14 protein-coding genes are annotated in these 18,391 nt (G+C 43.5%); 9 read left to right on the top strand and 5 right to left on the bottom strand.

Annotated elements, in window-relative coordinates; all coding sequences use genetic code 11:
• Nucleotides 1-10 precede the first annotated feature (10 nt).
• The 4 genes from purH to JXL83_05660 all read left to right on the top strand — a co-directional run bounded on the left by purH (nucleotide 11) and on the right by JXL83_05660 (nucleotide 4,722).
• Nucleotides 11-1,522, top strand: coding sequence for a bifunctional phosphoribosylaminoimidazolecarboxamide formyltransferase/IMP cyclohydrolase (gene purH, locus JXL83_05675; protein ID MBN2363601.1), 1,512 nt, complete (start codon nucleotides 11-13; stop codon nucleotides 1,520-1,522).
• A gap of 3 nt (nucleotides 1,523-1,525) precedes the next feature.
• Nucleotides 1,526-2,683: a deoxyguanosinetriphosphate triphosphohydrolase gene (locus JXL83_05670; GenBank protein MBN2363600.1), complete on the top strand. Its 1,158-nt coding sequence runs from the start codon at nucleotides 1,526-1,528 to the stop codon at nucleotides 2,681-2,683.
• 110 nt (nucleotides 2,684-2,793) lie between these two features.
• On the top strand, nucleotides 2,794-3,798 hold the full coding sequence (locus JXL83_05665; protein ID MBN2363599.1) for an alanine--glyoxylate aminotransferase family protein: 1,005 nt from the start codon (nucleotides 2,794-2,796) through the stop codon (nucleotides 3,796-3,798).
• Between the two features lie 9 nt (nucleotides 3,799-3,807).
• Complete coding sequence (locus tag JXL83_05660) at nucleotides 3,808-4,722, top strand: hydroxyacid dehydrogenase (protein ID MBN2363598.1); 915 nt, start codon at nucleotides 3,808-3,810, stop codon at nucleotides 4,720-4,722.
• Between the two features lie 24 nt (nucleotides 4,723-4,746).
• Here JXL83_05660 and JXL83_05655 read toward each other — a convergent pair whose 3' ends face one another.
• From JXL83_05655 to JXL83_05645, 3 genes are read right to left on the bottom strand one after another with little or no spacing between them, the layout of a single operon-like run.
• Nucleotides 4,747-5,706, bottom strand: a complete 960-nt coding sequence (locus JXL83_05655) for a YitT family protein (protein MBN2363597.1) — start codon at nucleotides 5,704-5,706, stop codon at nucleotides 4,747-4,749.
• Nucleotides 5,678-7,114, bottom strand: coding sequence for a type I glutamate--ammonia ligase (glnA, locus tag JXL83_05650; GenBank protein ID MBN2363596.1), 1,437 nt, complete (start codon nucleotides 7,112-7,114; stop codon nucleotides 5,678-5,680). The genes JXL83_05655 and glnA overlap by 29 nt, the downstream gene beginning before the upstream one ends.
• Before the next feature lie 17 nt (nucleotides 7,115-7,131).
• Nucleotides 7,132-8,094, bottom strand: a complete 963-nt coding sequence (locus tag JXL83_05645) for a Gfo/Idh/MocA family oxidoreductase (GenBank protein ID MBN2363595.1) — start codon at nucleotides 8,092-8,094, stop codon at nucleotides 7,132-7,134.
• 139 nt (nucleotides 8,095-8,233) lie between these two features.
• Between JXL83_05645 and JXL83_05640 the strand changes: the two genes are divergently transcribed.
• The 5 genes from JXL83_05640 to JXL83_05620 all read left to right on the top strand — a co-directional run bounded on the left by JXL83_05640 (nucleotide 8,234) and on the right by JXL83_05620 (nucleotide 15,897).
• Nucleotides 8,234-9,235, top strand: coding sequence for a Gfo/Idh/MocA family oxidoreductase (locus JXL83_05640; GenBank protein ID MBN2363594.1), 1,002 nt, complete (start codon nucleotides 8,234-8,236; stop codon nucleotides 9,233-9,235).
• Nucleotides 9,232-10,020, top strand: a complete 789-nt coding sequence (locus tag JXL83_05635) for a DUF3298 and DUF4163 domain-containing protein (GenBank protein MBN2363593.1) — start codon at nucleotides 9,232-9,234, stop codon at nucleotides 10,018-10,020. The genes JXL83_05640 and JXL83_05635 overlap by 4 nt, the downstream gene beginning before the upstream one ends.
• A gap of 55 nt (nucleotides 10,021-10,075) precedes the next feature.
• A complete protein-coding gene (locus JXL83_05630) occupies nucleotides 10,076-10,993 on the top strand; it encodes a hypothetical protein (GenBank protein MBN2363592.1) in 918 nt (305 codons plus the stop codon).
• Nucleotides 10,994-11,197: 204 nt separating this feature from the next.
• The gene (locus tag JXL83_05625) at nucleotides 11,198-12,451 is read left to right on the top strand and encodes a Zn-dependent exopeptidase M28 (protein ID MBN2363591.1); all 1,254 of its coding nucleotides are present in this window, start codon (nucleotides 11,198-11,200) and stop codon (nucleotides 12,449-12,451) included.
• A gap of 125 nt (nucleotides 12,452-12,576) precedes the next feature.
• Nucleotides 12,577-15,897 (top strand): PAS domain S-box protein, encoded by a 3,321-nt coding sequence (locus JXL83_05620; protein ID MBN2363590.1) that lies wholly within the window; start codon nucleotides 12,577-12,579, stop codon nucleotides 15,895-15,897.
• A gap of 1 nt (nucleotide 15,898) precedes the next feature.
• Here JXL83_05620 and JXL83_05615 read toward each other — a convergent pair whose 3' ends face one another.
• Nucleotides 15,899-16,582, bottom strand: a complete 684-nt coding sequence (locus tag JXL83_05615; GenBank protein MBN2363589.1) for a PAS domain-containing protein — start codon at nucleotides 16,580-16,582, stop codon at nucleotides 15,899-15,901.
• 103 nt (nucleotides 16,583-16,685) lie between these two features.
• On the bottom strand, nucleotides 16,686-18,134 hold the full coding sequence (locus tag JXL83_05610) for a VCBS repeat-containing protein (protein ID MBN2363588.1): 1,449 nt from the start codon (nucleotides 18,132-18,134) through the stop codon (nucleotides 16,686-16,688).
• Nucleotides 18,135-18,391: the final 257 nt, after the last annotated feature.

Here is an 18,391-nt window from a genome sequence, read left to right as displayed (position 1 = left end):
AAGGCGAAAAATGATAAAAACAGCGCTCATGTCTCTTTGGGATAAAAAAGACGCCGATAAAATACTGAGCTCTCTGGCGGCTAAAAAAGTGAAAATAATAGCGACGTCGGGAACGGCAAAATTCATCAGAGAAAGAGGTTACGAAGTCACCGACGCCGGGTCCCTGACCGGTTACGGGGAAATCCTGGGCGGCAGGGTCAAGACTCTCCATCCCGTATTGTTCGCCGGGATTTTAGCGAGAAGAGACAATCCCGAAGACCTGAAACAAATTGAAGCCGCGGGTCTCGAGACTATAGATCTCGTCGTAGTAAATTTCTACCCATTTGCTGAAAAAGGCATGAACGCAGCGAGTGAAAAAGAAACTGTCGAATTCATCGACATCGGAGGCCCTTCCCTTATCAGATCGGCCGCGAAAAATCACCGCTGGGTGACAGTCTTGTCATCACCGGCGCAATATGATGAGTTTCTGGATCAGTTCGAAAAAAGCAGCGGCGGCACCGAAGAAATATTCAGAAAGAAATGCGCGGCAAAGGCTTTCAGGCTTACGTCGCACTACGACGCCCTGATAGCGGGTACTCTGGGCGGAGAATATCTTGAAGGAGAATCTTCTTTCCCGTTCACTATGTTCGGCCGCCTGAATTACGGAGAAAATCCGCATCAGGAAGGCTATTTCCTTAAAAATCCTCTCTGGGGTATTTCATTTTCCGAGCTTTCCAAAGGATTGTCCTACAACAACATACTCGACGCCGAAGCCGCCGTAAAAGCAGTCAGGCAGTTTGAAGAGCCCGCAGTGTCGATCGTCAAACATCAAAGCCTCTGCGGACTTGCCGAAGGAAAAGACTTGACCGAAACTTTTAAAAACGCTTACGAAACCGATCCGGATTCGGCTTACGGCGGCATTTTTGCCATGAACAGGAAAATAGACCTTTCTTTAGCCGAAGTAATAAATAAAACGCCTTTTCTGACGATGATAATAGCTCCCGAGGCCGACGACGATGCCAAAGAAATTCTTGCTAAAAAGAAAAAAAGAATAATCATATTGAACGGAAGCCTTTTTACGCAGGATAAAGGATATTCGGTGAAATCCGTCTCCGGGGGATTTCTTTATCAGACCCGGGACAGTTTCGAAGACACCTCTCAATGGGAAACCGTTTCCTCCGAGAAACCCGACGAAAAGACTTTCAAATCCCTCGTTTTCGCCCAAAAAGCCGTTATGTCGGTCAAATCAAACGCGGTCGTACTCGCCCAATCTTCACGCCTTGTCGGTATAGGGGGAGGAAACGTCAGCAGAATAGATTCGGTGGTTCAGGCCTGCGAAAAAGCGGGTGAAAAAGCCCGGGGTTCGGTCATGGCTTCGGACGCTTACTTCCCCTTCCCGGACAGCATAGAATATGCCAGGGAAAAAGGCGTTTACGCCGTTGTTCAGCCCGGAGGTTCCAAAATGGATTCGAAAGTGCTTGAAAGCGCCGAAAAGTGTGGTATGATTATGATTTTCAGCAAGAGAAGGCACTTCTACCATTAAAATATGTTGAGACACAGAAAAGACTTGGAAAATTTCGAAGAAAATTTTTTGGCTTCATACGCCTTTACTTCGAAAAACTCATTGGGCAGAGACCACTCTGAAAAAGAGAGCGAATTCAGAACAGCCTTTCAGCGCGACAGAGACAGGATTATTCATTCCCGGGCATTCAGGCACATGGAATATAAGACTCAGGTGTTCGTAAACCACGTCGGTGATTATTACAGGACGAGACTCACTCACACCCTCGAGGTCGCTCAGATAGCCAAATCCGTCGCAAAGACTTTAATGCTCAACGAAGACCTCACCGAAGCGATAGCACTCGCTCACGACATTGGCCACACTCCGTTCGGACACGCGGGAGAGGAAGCTCTGAAGGAACTGATGACCAAAGAAGGCGGCTTCGAACACAACCGGCAGGGACTCAGAGTCGTAGAAAAACTCGAATTCAGGACGGACAAATATTTAGGTCTCAATCTGACTGTCGAAACCCGCGAAGGCATAATAAAACACCGCAGTGAATACGACAGTCCCGAAAACGATTTTGACTCCGCTTTTCAGCCAGGTAAAAATCCTTTTCTGGAAGCGCAAATAGTCAACACGGCCGATGAAATAGCATACAACAATCACGATATTGACGACGGCTTGAAATCCGGATTAATAAATCTTTCTCAACTCAGTGAAATAGATCTTTGGAAAGACACTGTAAATGCCGTATCAGGCGGAAAGGCGTTGGACGAAAAACTCCTTCGGACTACCGCCGTCCGCGAGCTCATAGGAAGGCAGATTGAAGACGTCATAAAAACCTCGGAGAATAATATTGAATCCAGCGGCGTTAAATCTGTAGACGATGTCAGAAATTCGCACTCCTTGATCTCCTTTTCAGGCGGCATGAAAAAAGGCAACACTGTATTAAAGAATTTTCTCTACGAAAATCTATACCAGCACTACAAAGTCGTAAAAATGCAGGATAAAGCGAAAAGATTCATTGGAAGGCTCTTTGAATCCTATTTAAAAGAGCCCAAACAGCTTCCCCCCTTTCATCAGTCACGTATCGTAAACGAGGGAGAAAAAAGAGTGATATGCGACTACATAGCGGGTATGACTGACCGTTTCGCGATGGACGAATACTCCCGTCTTTTTGAACCTTTCACGAGGCTTTAAGTGGTTTATTTCAGGTTTCAGCATTTTAATTCTCAAAGGAGGTTTTTGTGAAGCACAAAAAACTGTTCATTCCGGGTCCTGTCGAGGTGTCCGATGACATATTAAAGGAAATGGGGCATTTCATGATCGGTCACAGAAGCAAGGATTATTCAGATCTTCAGGCCGAAGTCGTACCGAAACTAAAAAAACTTCTTTATACCGAAAATGAAGTATATCTCGGCACTTGTTCCTCGACCGGATGGATGGAAGGAGCTATAAGAAACTGCGCTCACAAACGCGTCCTGGCATGCGTCAACGGCGCTTTTTCAAAAAGGTGGTTTCAGATGGCTGCCCCCAATAAAGTCGATGCGGACAAATACGAGGTCGAATGGGGACACGGACACGACCCGAAGGAAATTGACAAAATGCTGTCTACCGGGAAATACGACTGCCTTTTGATAGTGCACAACGAGACTTCGACGGGAGTTATGAATAAACTGCCCGAAGTCGCAGAAGTCATGAAAAAGTACCCGGACATCTCTTTCTGCGTGGACGCTGTGTCCTCAATGACCGGCGTCAAGATAGAGGTCGACAAACTCGGAATAGATGTATGTCTGGCAGGTGTGCAAAAAGCCTTCGCTCTACCCCCCGGACTCGCTGTCGCCGCGGTCAGCAAAAAAGCTCTCGAAAAATCCGCCAAAGCGACCAACAAAGGTTATTATTTCGACTTCGTGGAATTCCAAAAGTACCAGGAGAAAAACCAGACTCCTTCTACACCGACAATTTCTCACATTTTCGCCATAAACATGCAATTAGACAAATTTTTCGCCGAAGGCCTCGACAAGCGGTTCGCCAGACATCTCGAAATGGCAACTTACGTCAGAGAATGGGCGAAAAAGAACTTCGCTCTATTCCCTCAACCCGGCTACGAATCCGTAACTCTGACCTGTATAACTAATACGAAAGGCATAAGCATAGCCGACCTGAACAAAAAACTCGGTGAAAAAGAAATGACTCTCTCGAACGGCTACGGGGACCTCAAGGAAAAAACTTTCAGAATAGCTCACATGGGCGATTTGACAATGAAAGACGTCAAAGAACTTATAACCGCTATAAACGAAATTCTCGAACTCTAAGGAGGAGACATGAAAGTCCTGATATGCGATCCCGTTGACGACAAAGCCGTCGAAAAAATCAAATCGGCAGGGATAACCGTCGAAGTCAAAACTGAAATGAAGCCGGACGAACTGATAAAAACCATCCCCGGATACGACGTCTGCGTAGTCCGATCAGCGACTAAAATCACAAAAGAAGTCGTACAAGCTGCGAAATCTTCCCTGAAACTGATAATCAGAGGCGGGGTCGGTGTCGACAACATAGACGTAGAGGCGGCAAAAGCGGCGGGAATGGAAGTCAAGAACACACCCGGAGCCAGTTCCGCTTCTGTCGCCGAACTTGCCTTGGCTCACATTTTTGCCCTTTACAGGTACATTCCAAGAGCTACATGCGGAATCAAAAACGGGAAATGGGAGAAAAAAGAACTTAAGGGAAAAGAACTCTCCGGAAAAACAATTTCCATTATCGGTTTCGGAAGAATCGGCTCTGAACTCGCCAAAAGAGCACACGCTCTCGGTATGAAAGTTCAAGCATATGATGTTGTCGAGATAAAACCTCCGTTTGCTGAAGTCATAGTACTCAAAGATATTGATGAGGCAATTTCAACAGCAGACATCATCAGCCTTCACATGCCGATGACGGAAAAAACGAAGAACCTTTTCGGTAAAGAAATGATATCGAAAATGAAAAAGGGCAGTATCCTTATAAACTGCGCTCGCGGCGGCATAATTGACGAGGCGGCGCTGGCCGAAGCTCTCAAGAGCGGTCATCTTTTCGGAGCCGGTCTCGACGTCTATGCCGACGAACCTGTCAAACCCGGCAATCCTCTTCTCGCACTCGACAACGTATCTCTGACTCCTCACATAGGAGCTCTTACGGCAGAAGCTCAGAAAAGGGTTGGCGGCGAAGTCGCGGACATTATAATCGAATACTCTAAAAAGTAAAAAAGGGGGGCTGAGCCCCCCTTTTTACAACGTCGTTCTGTCTATTCTCTTGAATCCCGAACCGAGTACATCAAAAGCGTCGTAGAGGACAATAAAAGCATTTTTGTCTATTTCCTTGACTATTTCAATCAACTGAAATACCTGATTTCTCGATATTACGCAGAAGATCATCGGTCTGTCAATTCCTGTGAAACCGCCTTCGGACTTTATCATCGTCGTTCCTCTACCGAGGGTTGAATTCAACTGCTCGTTTATGTCTATGTATTTGTCCGAAATTATGTAGGCGGTTTTTGCGATTGAGATGCCCTGCATAACAAGATCACACGTTTTAGCCGAAATAAAAAGTCCGAGAAGAGCCCAGATCAGAAGATTCAAATCCTTGAACGCCAGGCAAGCCAGAAGGATTATGACCGTGTCCACTATCATAAACCCCATTCCCATAGGCAGGCCTGTGTATTTTTTTATCAGCGCCACCGGGATGTCGGTTCCGGCAGTGGATCCTCTGTGTCTGAATATCACTCCAAGTCCTACGCCGAGCAGAACATTACCTGCAAAACAAGCAAGCACTGTCTGGTCAGTGAGTGAAAAATAGCCTTCATACTGAGGTATACTGACAAGAAATGACGGCATTATTTTTGTCGTGAAAGCGTTTCCCGGCTGAAAAAGATCGACGAAAAACGAGAGAGTAATTATGCCCCAGACTGTCTTTGCACCGAATGTTTTTCCAATGAAAATGACACCCAGAATGAAAAGAGGAATATTGAAAGCAAACATTACGACGCCAGTTTGAAAGCCGAAAAGGATGTAGAGTACTTGAGCCAGTCCGCTTATACCTCCGGGGGCTATTCTGTGAGGCACAAGATAAAGAGAAATACCGGCTCCCGCGAGAAAAGATCCCAGAACTATCCAGACCGAATCATATATGAACAGTCCGATTTTCGTCTTTTTTAAACGCTCAGAGGTCGTAATACAACTCGATTTCATAGGGGTGTGTTCTTATTTTAAGAGGAATTATTTCGTTCTTGATTTTAATTTCCTTCCAAACATCTATCAGTTCTTCGTCGAATACGCTTTCTTGTTTAAGATATTCGTTGTCGCTCTCGAGAGAGTCCAGCGAGTTTTCAAACGAGGAAGGAATCGGCAGGAATCTTCTCTGTTCTCTCGGAGGAAGTTCAAACAGGTTTTTGTCGAGAGGTCCGAACTTCGCCGGAGAAATCTTCCTTTTTATTCCGTCGAGTCCAGCCATCAGCATCGCCGAAACAGCAAGATAAGGATTACACGTGGCGTCCGGCATGCGGAATTCGATCCTTTTTTGATCTTCGGACACGGCTGATTTGGGAATCCTAATGGCTGAACTTCTGTTTGCCACTGAGAAGAAAAAGCGCGTCGGAGCTTCGTATCCTTCCACAAGCCTTCTGTAGGAATTTGTCGAAGGATTGGTAAACGCCATGACTGAAGGACCGTGAGTGCCCAGACCTGCTATGTAATGCGTCGCTTCGTCGCTCAGGTCAAAATATCCGCCGGAACAGTAAAAAATATTTTTGCCGTTCTTGTGCAGTTTCTGATGAAAGTGAAGCCCGCTTCCCGGTTCATCGAAAATCGGTTTAGGCATGAAAGTTACGGATTTTCCTCTTTTAAAACAAACGTTTCTTATTACATATTTTGATATTATCACCTTGTCTGCACATTTAACGAGACCCGGCGAAAGAGCCAGCTCGATCTCGGCCTGGCCTGCCCCTCCGACTTCGTGATGGTGATATCTGACTGCCACACCGGCTTTTTCCAAAGCGACACATATCTCAGCTCTCAAATTGTGAAGTGAATCAGAAGGGTATATGGCGTGATATCCGCCTTTATGCTTTATCCACGGTTCTGTCCTTTCTTCCGGTGAGTTCCAGTGGGCTTCAAGAGAATCGACTCCGAAGCCGAAATCGTAGGGTTCGGAAGAATAGCGGACCGAGTCGAAAACATAGAATTCGAGTTCCGGCATCCAGTGGCTCTCGTCGGCTATTCCGGATTCTTTCAAGTATTTTTCGGCTCTTTTGGCGACTCCTCTCGGGTCTCTTTTAAAAGGTTTCAGAGTGTCTGCTTCGACAATATCGCAAATGAAAGAGAGAGAGGGGATTTCGTAAAAATCGTCTATAAAAGCGGTTTCAGGATCCGGGATTACGTTGAGGTCTCCCGCTTCCAGAGAAGTAAATCCCGAACAGCTCGATCCGTCGAATCCCACTCCTTTTTCAAAAAGCGAATGCTTGACGTTGGAAACCGGCAAAGTCAAATGGTGCCATTTTCCCACCAGATCAATAAATTTGAGATCTACGAATTTAATGTTTTCTTCCTGAATCCTTTTTAAAATATCGTCAGGCGTTTTCTTCACTCCCTGATCCTGCATGGAGCCTCCTCTATATATTATTTGTGTTGTTCTATCAGAGTTTCAAGAAAAGGGTGGGGATTTTCGGGTTTTCCTACAATTTTTGCCGTCCTCATGGAGTATGCAAGTTCGATTGAAGGTCTCACCACATCTATTCCGAAACCTTTCCCTTTGAGGATTTCTTCGTAGACTTTAGTGTGAAGATCAGTGAATCCTTTTGTAAATTCTACCTCTTCTCCGTCTATGGTGATTGATCTGTAAGTTGTTCTGTTTTCCAGAGTACATGCTTGGGGCAAATCGCTTCTGTCAATCGAAAGAAACCATCTGACGTCGGCTCTTTCGAGTTCAATGCGGCCGGACATCTTGTTCTTTTCGTTAAGATAAATTCTGCTGTCCAGGGATTTGCCGAAATACCATAGAAGAAGATCGAAAAAATGAATTCCAATATTACAGACGACTCCGCCTGATTTTTCCTGGTCTCCTTTCCATGAATAATTATACCAGGGCCCTCTCGACGTGATGTATGTCAGTATAACTTTTTTTCTTTTGCCGGATATGTCGTCGTCCAACTTCTTTTTGAGTTTTAAAAGCGCTTCGTGGACCCTCAACTGCAAAATGCAGTTGACTTTTTTTCCGGTTTCCTCTTCGAGCTTCTCAAGAGCATCGAGATTGGATGGTTTCAGGACGAGAGGTTTTTCGCATATAGCATTGGTGTCAAGCCTGAGAGCCAATCTAATGTGAGCGTCGTGGAGATGATTCGGCGAGCAAATCGAAAGGTAGTGAGCCCTTTCTTCTTCAGATTTCCTTCTCAGCTTTTCAAGGTGCCTGTCGAACCTTTCAATTTCAGTGAAAAAACTTGCATCGGGAAAATACCTGTCGAGAATCCCCACTGAGTCGTGCGGATCAACCGCGGCTATCAAATTGTTGCCTGTATTTTTAATGGCTTCCAAATGTCTCGGGGCAATATATCCCGCGACTCCCGTCATAGCAAAATTCTTCATTGGCGACCTTTCGTAAGCACGTTAATTTACAGTTGATTGTTGCCAAAACACCGGACAAATATTATATTATCTAATCCTTCGCCGAGTCAAACTGCGGAGACTTTTGAGTATTAAATTATTTCACTCTGTGAGGAGATCAATGAACACTGCTCTTATAGGTTACGGTTACTGGGGGCCCAATCTCGCCAGGAGCGTCTGCTCCGTAAAAGGAGTAAACCTGAAATATATCTGCGACAAAGACGATAAAAGACTTTCTGAGGCCTCGACGAAATACCCCGGAGTCAAAATTCTAAAAGATCCGGGAGATATATTCGACGACAGCGAAATAGACACAGTGATAGTGGCGACGTCAGTCTCTTCTCACTACGAAAATGTTAAAGAAGCCCTTACGGCCGGAAAAGACGTTTTCGTAGAAAAACCGTTGACTTCTTCCTATGTCCAGGCGAAAGAACTCGTGTCTCTTGCCGAAAAAAAATCGAGAGTCCTGATGGTCGGACACACATTTCTATACAGTCCTCCGGTTCTTATGATAAAAAAATTGATAGAATCAGGAGAACTCGGAGAGATATACTTCATCTCATCCCGGAGAGTAAACCTCGGCAAACACCAAAAAGACACGAGTGTCATATGGGACCTCGCTCCGCACGATATCTCGATTTTTTCATTCTGGCTCAACACCCCGCCAAAAGTTCTTGGATCATTCGGGAACTCATATATTCTGAAAGGCATATCAGACGTCGCGTTCATTCATCTGAGATACCCTGAAAAAATCTGCGTCAATCTTGAGATAGGCTGGTTAGCGCCTTCAAAGCTGAGAAACACTATCGTGGTAGGTTCGAAAAAAATGCTGGTCTACAACGACCTTGTCAATGTCGAAAAAGTCAAGATATACGACCACGGTGTCAGCTTCAAAGACCCGGAAAGCTACGGAGAATACCAGATGAGCTACAGAACCGGAGACATATATTCTCCCTACATATCCAGCGAGGAGCCTCTACTCCTCGAAATGAATGATTTCTGCGATTCTGTTCGCGAAAGAAAACGGCCCAAAAGTTCAGGTGAATTCGCGCTTGATATAGTCAGGGTCTGCGAAGAAGCCGAAATCATGCTTGATAATAATCTAAAAAAGGGGGAACGGTGAGAATTAAAAACACGCTTGCGCTTATACTATTCACTGCAATATTTGGAACCGCGATCTCGTCGTGTTTGAAATTTGACGTTTCAAGAAGCGAACTCAGCGCCGACAGCGTCGAATATTCGATCCACACGATTGTCAGAAGCATAGACGGCGGTTCCGGAGCATACATTGAAATAGACAGCTTTTACGCTTCCAAAGCGCCTAACAACTCCGCGGATTCGATCAACCACTATACAAAATCTATGACCTACCCCGAGGGACTCGGCTACCAAATCATGATAGACACATTTATGGCTCAATACTCAAACTCTTTAGCAGAATACCCCGACATGTTCGCCTGGGAGTCTCAAATGAAAGTTTCAGTGATATTGAACAAATCCGGAATATTCAGCATGGCTTACAATTATTATGAATATACCGGAGGCGCTCACCCCAACTCATGGACATATTTCTTGAACTTCGATCTTTCAACCGGCAAACCCATCAGGTTCGAAGAAATTTTCACGAGGGATGAAATCGTCGAAATCAATAAAAGAGCAGAGATTATTTTCAGGGACACATACGGTCTCGATCCGGAGGGGTCACTCGACGAAGCCGGTTACTGGTTTGACAACGATAAATTCAGTTTAAACACCAATTTCGCCGTTCAGAAAAACTCTCTTCTATTCCTTTTCAATTCATATGAAATCGCTCCTTACGTCGCGGGACCTTCTGAAGTAGAGATACCTTACAATGAAATAGAAGACCTGATAGGAGACGATAATCCCTTAAGAAGGCTGATACTGTAAAACAAACATTCCTTTTTCCTAATTCAGCAATTTTGAAATGATACCCGAAGGATTTTTGACAGTGATTCGAAGAGGGGACTTCAACCCTCTTCTGGCATATCTTGCTGGAGTGTCGCTTCAGTGCCTTAGCCTTCTTAGAAAAAAACCTCCGAAATGGTCGGTTATAACTTTTTTCGGATTGTTAGCCTACATGATCTTCATGATGTTGTATTCTATCCTCAGCATCAACAGTGAAGTCCTTTTCAACAACATTAAATCCATTTTGATAACACAGGGTATGTCTTACGGCTTTGTTCTGGCTTTTTTATTCATGGTAATTTTTTTGAAAGAGATCGTAAAAATCATCAACGAATCCGTAATAATTTCCGTAACTCTAAGCTACCTGTTTCTGCTTTTTGAAACGCGGCATTCTTTGACCGGCTACGGTTTTGTCTTCGCGGTCATTCTGGGTCTTCTGTTCGGTTTTCTTTCTTTGTATCTTTTATTAAGTAAAAAAAAACTGCGCAATGTATATAAACTTATTTTTTACGGCTGGTACATCCTGGTCAACGGATTTTTTGCAGTCAGCTATTTTAATTATCTCGGTCTTGATTTTCAATCACTGCCCACTGCTGTCGGAAAAAGCGAAGTGCCTGTTTACAAAATGGCGGTCTTGGGAATGATAGCCGTACAGGTGCTCATGAGTTTCGGATTACTGTATTACAGTTTTATTTATTCCCTTTTTTCCAAAGACGCGAGAGATGCACTGCTTTCATACAGTGAAAAAATTTTCAGCGACGACCAGTTCGACATAAGAAATTTGGGCGTCATGACTTTTTTTCAGAGTTCCGCGTTCATACTTGTGTCTTTTTTTCTTTCCAAAATTGCTTTTGAATTCCTGGCATTCTGGATTCTGCTTTCCCCTGCCATCACGAGATTTTTTTATAAGATCTCAGCCGGATTCTTCCGCGGCTCAAGCGAAAATCGAGTTTAAAAACACTCGAATTTTACTTCGTGTGGGTCGTTACCCCTTTCTTCTTCGCGTAAACGCCAGATGACCGAAGGTGAGTTAACAGATTCGAACCTCCCTCAGAAAGTTTTGTAAACAAACCGAAAAATGTTCAATTTCAAAGAATATGCTGTAAAATATATCTTACATGGAATTTTATCTCATAACCTGGTTTCAAAGGAAAGTTTTATGCTTAACGCACTTAGGATTTTGAAAGAACTCGATTTCGAAAGAATCGCCGGAACCACAGGCGAAGAAAAAGCACGGAAAACAATCTGCGGGTATCTCGAATCTCTTGACGTTCCCTATGAACTGGAGGAATTCGATCTGACTTCATTTGAAACAGGAAAAGCTGAAATTAAAACGGGAAACGTTGCCTTCAACGCCCATCCTTTCGGCCTCAACGAATCCTGCTCTCTGGAAGGCGAACTGGTTTTTGTTGAAAATGCTGAAACAGTAAGAGTCAAAAAAAATGCCTTCAGAGGAAAAATCATCATCTCCAACACTTACTCAAGATCTCTCTCCGAAGAATTTAAAAAAGGCGGTGTAAAAGCTTTCATACTGATAGGCGCCTGCCTGAGAGAAGCCGGAAGCCTTAGCCACAGACAAAAAAATTACAGGGAAGGATACGTACCCGGACTCATGGTTGATTTTGAAACGGGAACAAAATTGTCGAAGCTTTCAGGTGAACACGTAAACATAACAATAGAACAACAGGTTTCAGCAAAAAAAGCGAAAAACATAGTTGCTCACATAAAGGGAAAAGGTCTGGACGACAATCTGACTTACGCCGTGGGTCATTACGACACAGTCTCGCGCTCTCCCGGAGCGACTGACAACGGAGGGGGAACTGTGACCCTGTTGAAAATCGCGGAACACTTTTCAAAATCTCAACCGGGCAGAGACCTGAAAATAATATGGTTCTCGGGCGAAGAACTCGGCCTTCTCGGCAGTTACAGCTACGTCAAATCTCATGAAGAAGAGATGAAAGAAAAAGCGGCTCTCGTTGTCAACATAGACGTAACGGGAGACGACATAGGCGATAATTACTATTTTGTTATAGGCACCAAGGAACTGCTCGGTTACGCCGACGGGGTTACAAGAGAAGCGGGACTCCTTTTTAAATGCAACCTCGAAATATACAGCAGTGACTGCATGCCTTTTTCGATATACGAAATTCCTTCCGTCAATCTGGCAAGATCAGGCGGAATTTCCTCTTTTCACATACACACGCCGAAAGACAGTGTAAAACACGTCTCCGGCAGGGGTCTTCAGGTAACATTAGACGCTTCACTCAACCTTCTCGAAAGAACGCTCAATTCACCTTTGTATCCTGTAAAAAAATCCATAGACAAATCTCTTAAAGAAAAAATTGAAAAATACCTGTGGCAGTCCACTTTTGAAGAGCCTAAATTGATTTGGGCTCCGGAATACAGGAAATAACCTTATATGAACTTGACAAAAAATCCAGCGAGGCGATGTAATAATTTAGATCACATTATTCCGGGGAGGACATAATTGTCTTTAAAATCTTATGTCCGTTTTGATTTGTTTTGTGAGGACCTTTTTTGGATATAGACGACAATCCTCGCGCAGAATCGGTTCGTGATTTCAATATATGCGGTTCCAAGTTTTCCTGTTTAATTATATTCCTGGTATTTTCTCTGGCAATTGCAGTACTTTCTTTCTTTATCTACACAAAAGAACGCGACCAGACGATCCGGGAAAAACACAGGGAGATTTCGGCCATTGGAGAGCTTAAGGCTTCTCAGATAAAGCAATGGCGGCAGCAGCAGATTTATATTGTCGAAATACTTGTCAGAAGTCCTTTTCTCTTGAAGGCCGTCAGCGATTTTGTGAATTCCGGAGAATATTCCCCAAACAACGATGACCTTGTTGACCAGCTAAATATCGTCAAAGAAGTGTTCGACTACACAGACGTATTAATAGTAGATACAACAGGTGTCATTCTGTTTTACTTTGCAGATGACTTACATGAACTGAACGACGAAACAAAAAAAACGATCAAAACCGCGTTGGAGTTAAAAACGCCGGTGCTGTCTGATATATACGTTTGCGCAAACGACAGCACGCATCTTGACGCTGTCGCCGCCTTCCTCGGATCTGACGGCACACCGGTTGGCTTATTAATAATTCGTAACAACGCTGAAGAATACCTGTATCCCTCCATTCAGGCGTGGCCGACCCCCAGCCGAACAGGCGAAGTGCTTCTCGTCAGAAAAGAAAACGACGAAATGGTTTTTCTAAACCATCTGCGCCGTGATAACACACACCCGCTGAATTTGAAATTACCTCTGGATTCGTCCGGGATACCTTCCGTTCAAGCCATTCTCGGAAGAAAAGCTGTCTTCATAGGGCGTGACTATTCAGGAAATGAAGTGCTCGCAGATATCCGACCAATAGACGGCTCGCCATGGTTCATCGTGACAAAAATCGACACGGGCGAAGTTTTCAGCGAACTCAATAAAACGACGTTCGTGTGGGCGCTTTTTACATTGACGTGCATATTTTTAGCCGGCGTTGTTTCATTCTTCATTTACAAGAGCAAACAAGCCGGCCTTTTGAAAAGGGTCGTCGACGCTCAAAAAATACTTCTCAAACGGGAAGAAGATTTCAAAACAATTCTTGAGGGGATGCAGGAAGGACTAATAACTGTCGATAACAAAGACGTGATCCTTTTCGTAAATCCGAAATTCTGCGAAATGACAGGATATTCAAAAGACGAACTGACAGGCAAAACCGGGAACAAATTTCTTCTCAACAAACAAGACATTGAACGCGTTTTAAAATACAACGAAGAAAGGCAGTCGGGCAAGACCGGGCGATACGAACTGAACATGATAAAGAAGTCCGGAGAACAGATCACTTTTATGATGAATGCAGCTCCGCTGAGAGGTCCGGGGGGTGAAGTAATTGGATCCCTTTCGACTTGTCTGGACATATCCGAACAGAAAAAGATGGCAAAGAGCCTCAAGGAAGGCGAATCGAAATACAGAATGCTTGTTGAAAGCATGCAGGAAGGTTTGCTTTTTGCCGACAACGACGATGTCATTCAGTTTATAAATCCGGTTTTGTGCAAGAAACTCGGTTACGAAAAAGAGGAGTTAATAGGAAAATACGGACTCGAAATTCTCCTCAGCGAACAAACCGAGGAATTAGTCAGACAACACACTCAAAAAAGGCTCGCGGGAATTTCGGATCAATATGACATAGAACTTGTAAAGAAAAACGGCGAAAAGATATTTTTCATTACTAACGCCGCCCCTTTAAAGGACTTTGACGGCAAAGTCATAGGCTCGATCGCTACATTTCTCGATATTACGGAAAGAAAAAAGGCTGAAAATGAGATAAAAAGCGCCAGGGCTCAGTTGATATCAATTTTTGACGGTATTGACCAGCCAATTTACGTCAGTGACCCGAGAACTTACGAGATTCTCTTTGTAAACAAAGCAGCGAAAACAATCTTCGGAGATTGCGAGGGGAAAAAGTGCTACGAATATTTTCAAAACCATAAATCTCCCTGCCCTTTTTGTACGAATGAAATGATTTTCGGAGAACACCTCGGAAAGTCATACATTTGGCAATTCCAAAACAATATAAACGGGAGATGGTATAATTGCACGGATAAAGCTATCAAATGGTACGACGGAAGTATGGTCAGATACGAGATAGCCTCAGACATTACAGAACTGAAGGAAGCGATAGAAAAAACAAAAGAAACGGAAGCCAAATACATTCAAGCACAAAAAATGGAAGCTGTAGGAAGGTTGGCCGGCGGCATAGCTCATGATTTTAACAACATGCTCGCCGTCATATCCGGCAACGCGGAACTGATGCTGGCTAAATCAGACAAAAACGAAATTGCAACGGACAGTCTTCGCGAGATTCTCAAAGCGAGTGAACATTCCACCAACCTGGTCAGACAGCTTCTCGCGTTCGCGAGAAAACAAACAGTGGAACCGGAAGAAGTGGACTTAAATGAGATAATTTACAATATGCTCAGCATGCTCAAAAGATTGATTGGCGAAAACATAAATCTTGTCTGGAAACCCGCGGAAAATCTTTGGAGATTGAAAGTAGATCCCGCCCAAATTGACCAGATAGTCGCGAATCTCGTAATAAATTCAAGCGACTCCATAACCGGCAAAGGCACCATTACTATCATGACAGCCAATTGCGAGTTCGAAGACGGTTACGAAGACGAGTTCAAAGATTTTCACCCGGGAAAACAGGTCATGCTTTCAATAAGCGATGACGGTTGCGGAATGGACAAAGAAATCCAGGAACATCTTTTCGAACCGTTTTTCACAACAAAACCCAAGGGTAAAGGTACCGGCCTTGGCCTTTCAATGATCTACGGAATAGTGAAACAAAACAGCGGCTTTATAAACATATACAGCGAACCCGGCAAAGGGACAAATGTAAAAATATACCTGCCCAGACATGATTCACAGAAAACAGTAAAACCGAAACCTGAGCCTTTGGGAAAGTACGACCAGACCGGTAAAACCATTCTGCTGGTTGAAGATGAAGAATCACTTCTGAATCTGAACCTGAGAATCCTGAATCTTTGCGGATATAAATCACTTTCAGCCATAAATCCCCTCCAGGCCCTCGAGATAGCCCAAACTTACGATGGGATAATTGACCTGCTTATCTCCGACGTAGTAATGCCAGATATGAGCGGCCAGGAACTCTGGGAAAGAATATCCGCCATACGCCCTGAAACAAAATGCCTCTTTATTTCAGGTTACACGGCGGACATCATAGATGACCACGGAATAATCAAAGAGGGGATCCATTTCCTGCAAAAACCCTTCAACAAAGGCAATCTTTCGGAAAAGATCAGGGAAATTCTCTCGGAATGACTTATTTCTTGCCCTTCTGATAATCGGGATAAAGTTTTTTCAGACAATCAGGACAGAGAGAATGACTGAATTCAATATCGGAATGTTCTTTCAAAAAATCCTCGACCTGATGCCAATATCCGTCGTCGTCTCTGATTTTCTTGCAACCTGCGCATATAGGCAAAAGCCCTTTTAAAATTTCTATGTTCTCGACTGTTTTTTTAAGTTCTTTTATAAGTTTTTCTTTTTCTTTCAATATGTTCGTATGTTGCGTGACATCAGTACCGACATCGAGTACTTCAGTCACTATGCCGTTTTCCAAAAGGGGGATACCGACAAGTTCTATGAAATGTTTTTTTTCTTTGATTTTGATTTCATAAACTGTTTTTGAAGTCACCTTGCCGGCCAGGTTTTTTTTAAATTCGCGAAGACCTTTTAATATCTCTTTTTTATTTAGAAGTCCGAGTTCGTAAAAACCCTTTCCTCTCGCTTTCTCAGGATCTATTCCGAACAATTTTTCAGTGTACTCATTGCTTTCAATAAACCTTCCTTTTCTGTCCAGCGTGAAAGCGACGAAAGGAAAATTCTCAAAAACCGCCGTATAATGCTCGTGAGTTTTTCTCAAAAGTGTTCGCGGATTTTGCTGTTTGCTAAAAGTTCCGATTATTTCTTCCACTTCAGCATTTTCATCATTGAATTTATTCATTTTTTTACAAAACACCTTATATATAGATTATTGATAATCGGTTAAATTATATCAATAATTTGTTATTTTGGGATTTACTTTTTTTAAAAAGACTTTATTTCAATTATTTTATAACAGTTACGCTGGTGTTAAAAATTCCCTGGTTTGTTTTCAAAGACACAAAATAAATTCCGGACGAAACAGTGGTAAAATCCGGACTTTTACAATCCCAGCAAATTGAATGAATGCCGCGCTGAAACATCATATCCGGAAACTCTTTAATCAATGCACCTGAAACGTCGTATATCTCAACATGATATGACAGATTATTTTCGCAGTATAATTCAATTACGACATTCATCGTTTCAGGCATCCAACTCGCTCGGATCGGATTTGAGCCATAAATTCCCGTTTTAATTTCATCCACCGGCTCTTCAACTGCCGTACCGAATCCGTTTTCATACCACTTAATCATATTCCCGGTATTGGCTCCGGCAATTATATCAGGCATTCCGTCTTGATTTAAATCACCCGTAGCCAACGCCCAAGCACCCGACAGATTGTAATCCAGGTAATAAGCCTCCCAGTAAGTATCAGGAAGAATTATTGTTTTAATCCAGACCACAAGATCACTCGATGAATATGCCGTGCCTATAATGTCAGGATAACTGTCTGTGTCGAGTTTTTCAGGTTTAACACCGAGAGCCGCTGAGAACCCGCCCTGAATGATCTCTTTTTCCCACTCTATCGAATCTCCCATAGTGTTATACCAAACTGCTATTTGATTGTCGGTGAAAGCTGCTCCGAGAATATCAGGTTTTCCGTCCTGATCCATGTCTGCCGTTCTTACCATGTGAGCGCCTCTGAAGTTATTCTCGACTGAATGCTCTGTCCATCCAACCGGGATTTGTCCGTTGTTTTCCCACCATAATATGGTATTGCTCGTCGCACCGCATGCTATAACGTCCAAGTCCGAATCCCCGTCCAAATCGACGCAATTAACAGATCTTCCACCCGCTATATTCCCGCCGAAAGCCAGCTCTGTCCATAATATCGGATTCCCTCCGTCGTTTCTCCACCATCTTATCCCAGATGAACCTGCGCTGGCGCCTATTACGTCCATGTCTCCGTCGGCATCTATATCATAAGTCCATACTTCGTGAGCCTGAATAAAACTGTCACTGAGAATTTGCTTTGTCCAACCCGAAAGAGTGTCATTCTTGAAAAATGCGATTTCATTAGCGTACCAACCCGAAGAAACTATATCTGGCAAGGAATCCCCGTCAATAAAACCTGCCATGGCAAAAGAAGCTCCCGAAATATTTGAAGCGACTTCCTCTCTGCTCCATGTTGGAGGATTTCCACCTTCGTTCGTCCACAAAAAAATTTGCCCCGGAGACCATGAGGTTCCGATGACATCGTTTAATCCGTCCCTGTTGAAGTCGTAAACGAAAAGACTTGAGGGAGCAGTAATTGAATAGTCAAAAATCCGCGGCATGAATTGAGAAAAAAGACAATTCGTGGCAAACACCAAAACGGCAACAAAAGCGACTTTTTTGAAAGAACCCCACATACCACACCTCCCATGTTTGATATCGAATTTTATAATATAATTAATATTTTTTAAATAAGAATTTTATTATTTTTCTATAAAAAATGATTTTTCATGAAAAAGAGAGTATTTTCTTTTGTACTCATCTTCTGTAATTCCATTTTCAACTTCTTCTCCTGCCCCTGCAGATATCCAAATCGTGGTGATTATCTTTTTCTTTCATACTTTCGCGTCAATTCGTGTGACGATATTTTGAATCATCGATTCAAAAATTGGAT

Source organism: candidate division WOR-3 bacterium (genome assembly GCA_016934535.1).
Classification (GTDB): Bacteria; SDB-A; SDB-A; order SDB-A; family SDB-A; genus JAFGIG01.
Note: the sequence above shows the minus strand (reverse complement) of the source record. Positions and strands in the feature narration are given on the sequence as shown.

Excerpts from the sequence above, each read along its gene's own strand:
- purH (MBN2363601.1), top strand. The coding sequence starts at position 11 with ATGATAAAAACAGCGCTCATGTCTCTTTGGGATAAAAAAGACGCCGAT.
- JXL83_05670 (MBN2363600.1), top strand. The coding sequence starts at position 1,526 with ATGTTGAGACACAGAAAAGACTTGGAAAATTTCGAAGAAAATTTTTTG.
- JXL83_05665 (MBN2363599.1), top strand. The coding sequence starts at position 2,794 with ATGGGGCATTTCATGATCGGTCACAGAAGCAAGGATTATTCAGATCTT.
- JXL83_05660 (MBN2363598.1), top strand. The coding sequence starts at position 3,808 with ATGAAAGTCCTGATATGCGATCCCGTTGACGACAAAGCCGTCGAAAAA.
- JXL83_05655 (MBN2363597.1), bottom strand. The coding sequence starts at position 5,706 with ATGAAATCGAGTTGTATTACGACCTCTGAGCGTTTAAAAAAGACGAAA.
- glnA (MBN2363596.1), bottom strand. The coding sequence starts at position 7,114 with ATGCAGGATCAGGGAGTGAAGAAAACGCCTGACGATATTTTAAAAAGG.
- JXL83_05645 (MBN2363595.1), bottom strand. The coding sequence starts at position 8,094 with ATGAAGAATTTTGCTATGACGGGAGTCGCGGGATATATTGCCCCGAGA.
- JXL83_05640 (MBN2363594.1), top strand. The coding sequence starts at position 8,234 with ATGAACACTGCTCTTATAGGTTACGGTTACTGGGGGCCCAATCTCGCC.
- JXL83_05625 (MBN2363591.1), top strand. The coding sequence starts at position 11,198 with ATGCTTAACGCACTTAGGATTTTGAAAGAACTCGATTTCGAAAGAATC.
- JXL83_05615 (MBN2363589.1), bottom strand. The coding sequence starts at position 16,582 with ATGAATAAATTCAATGATGAAAATGCTGAAGTGGAAGAAATAATCGGA.
- JXL83_05610 (MBN2363588.1), bottom strand. The coding sequence starts at position 18,134 with ATGTGGGGTTCTTTCAAAAAAGTCGCTTTTGTTGCCGTTTTGGTGTTT.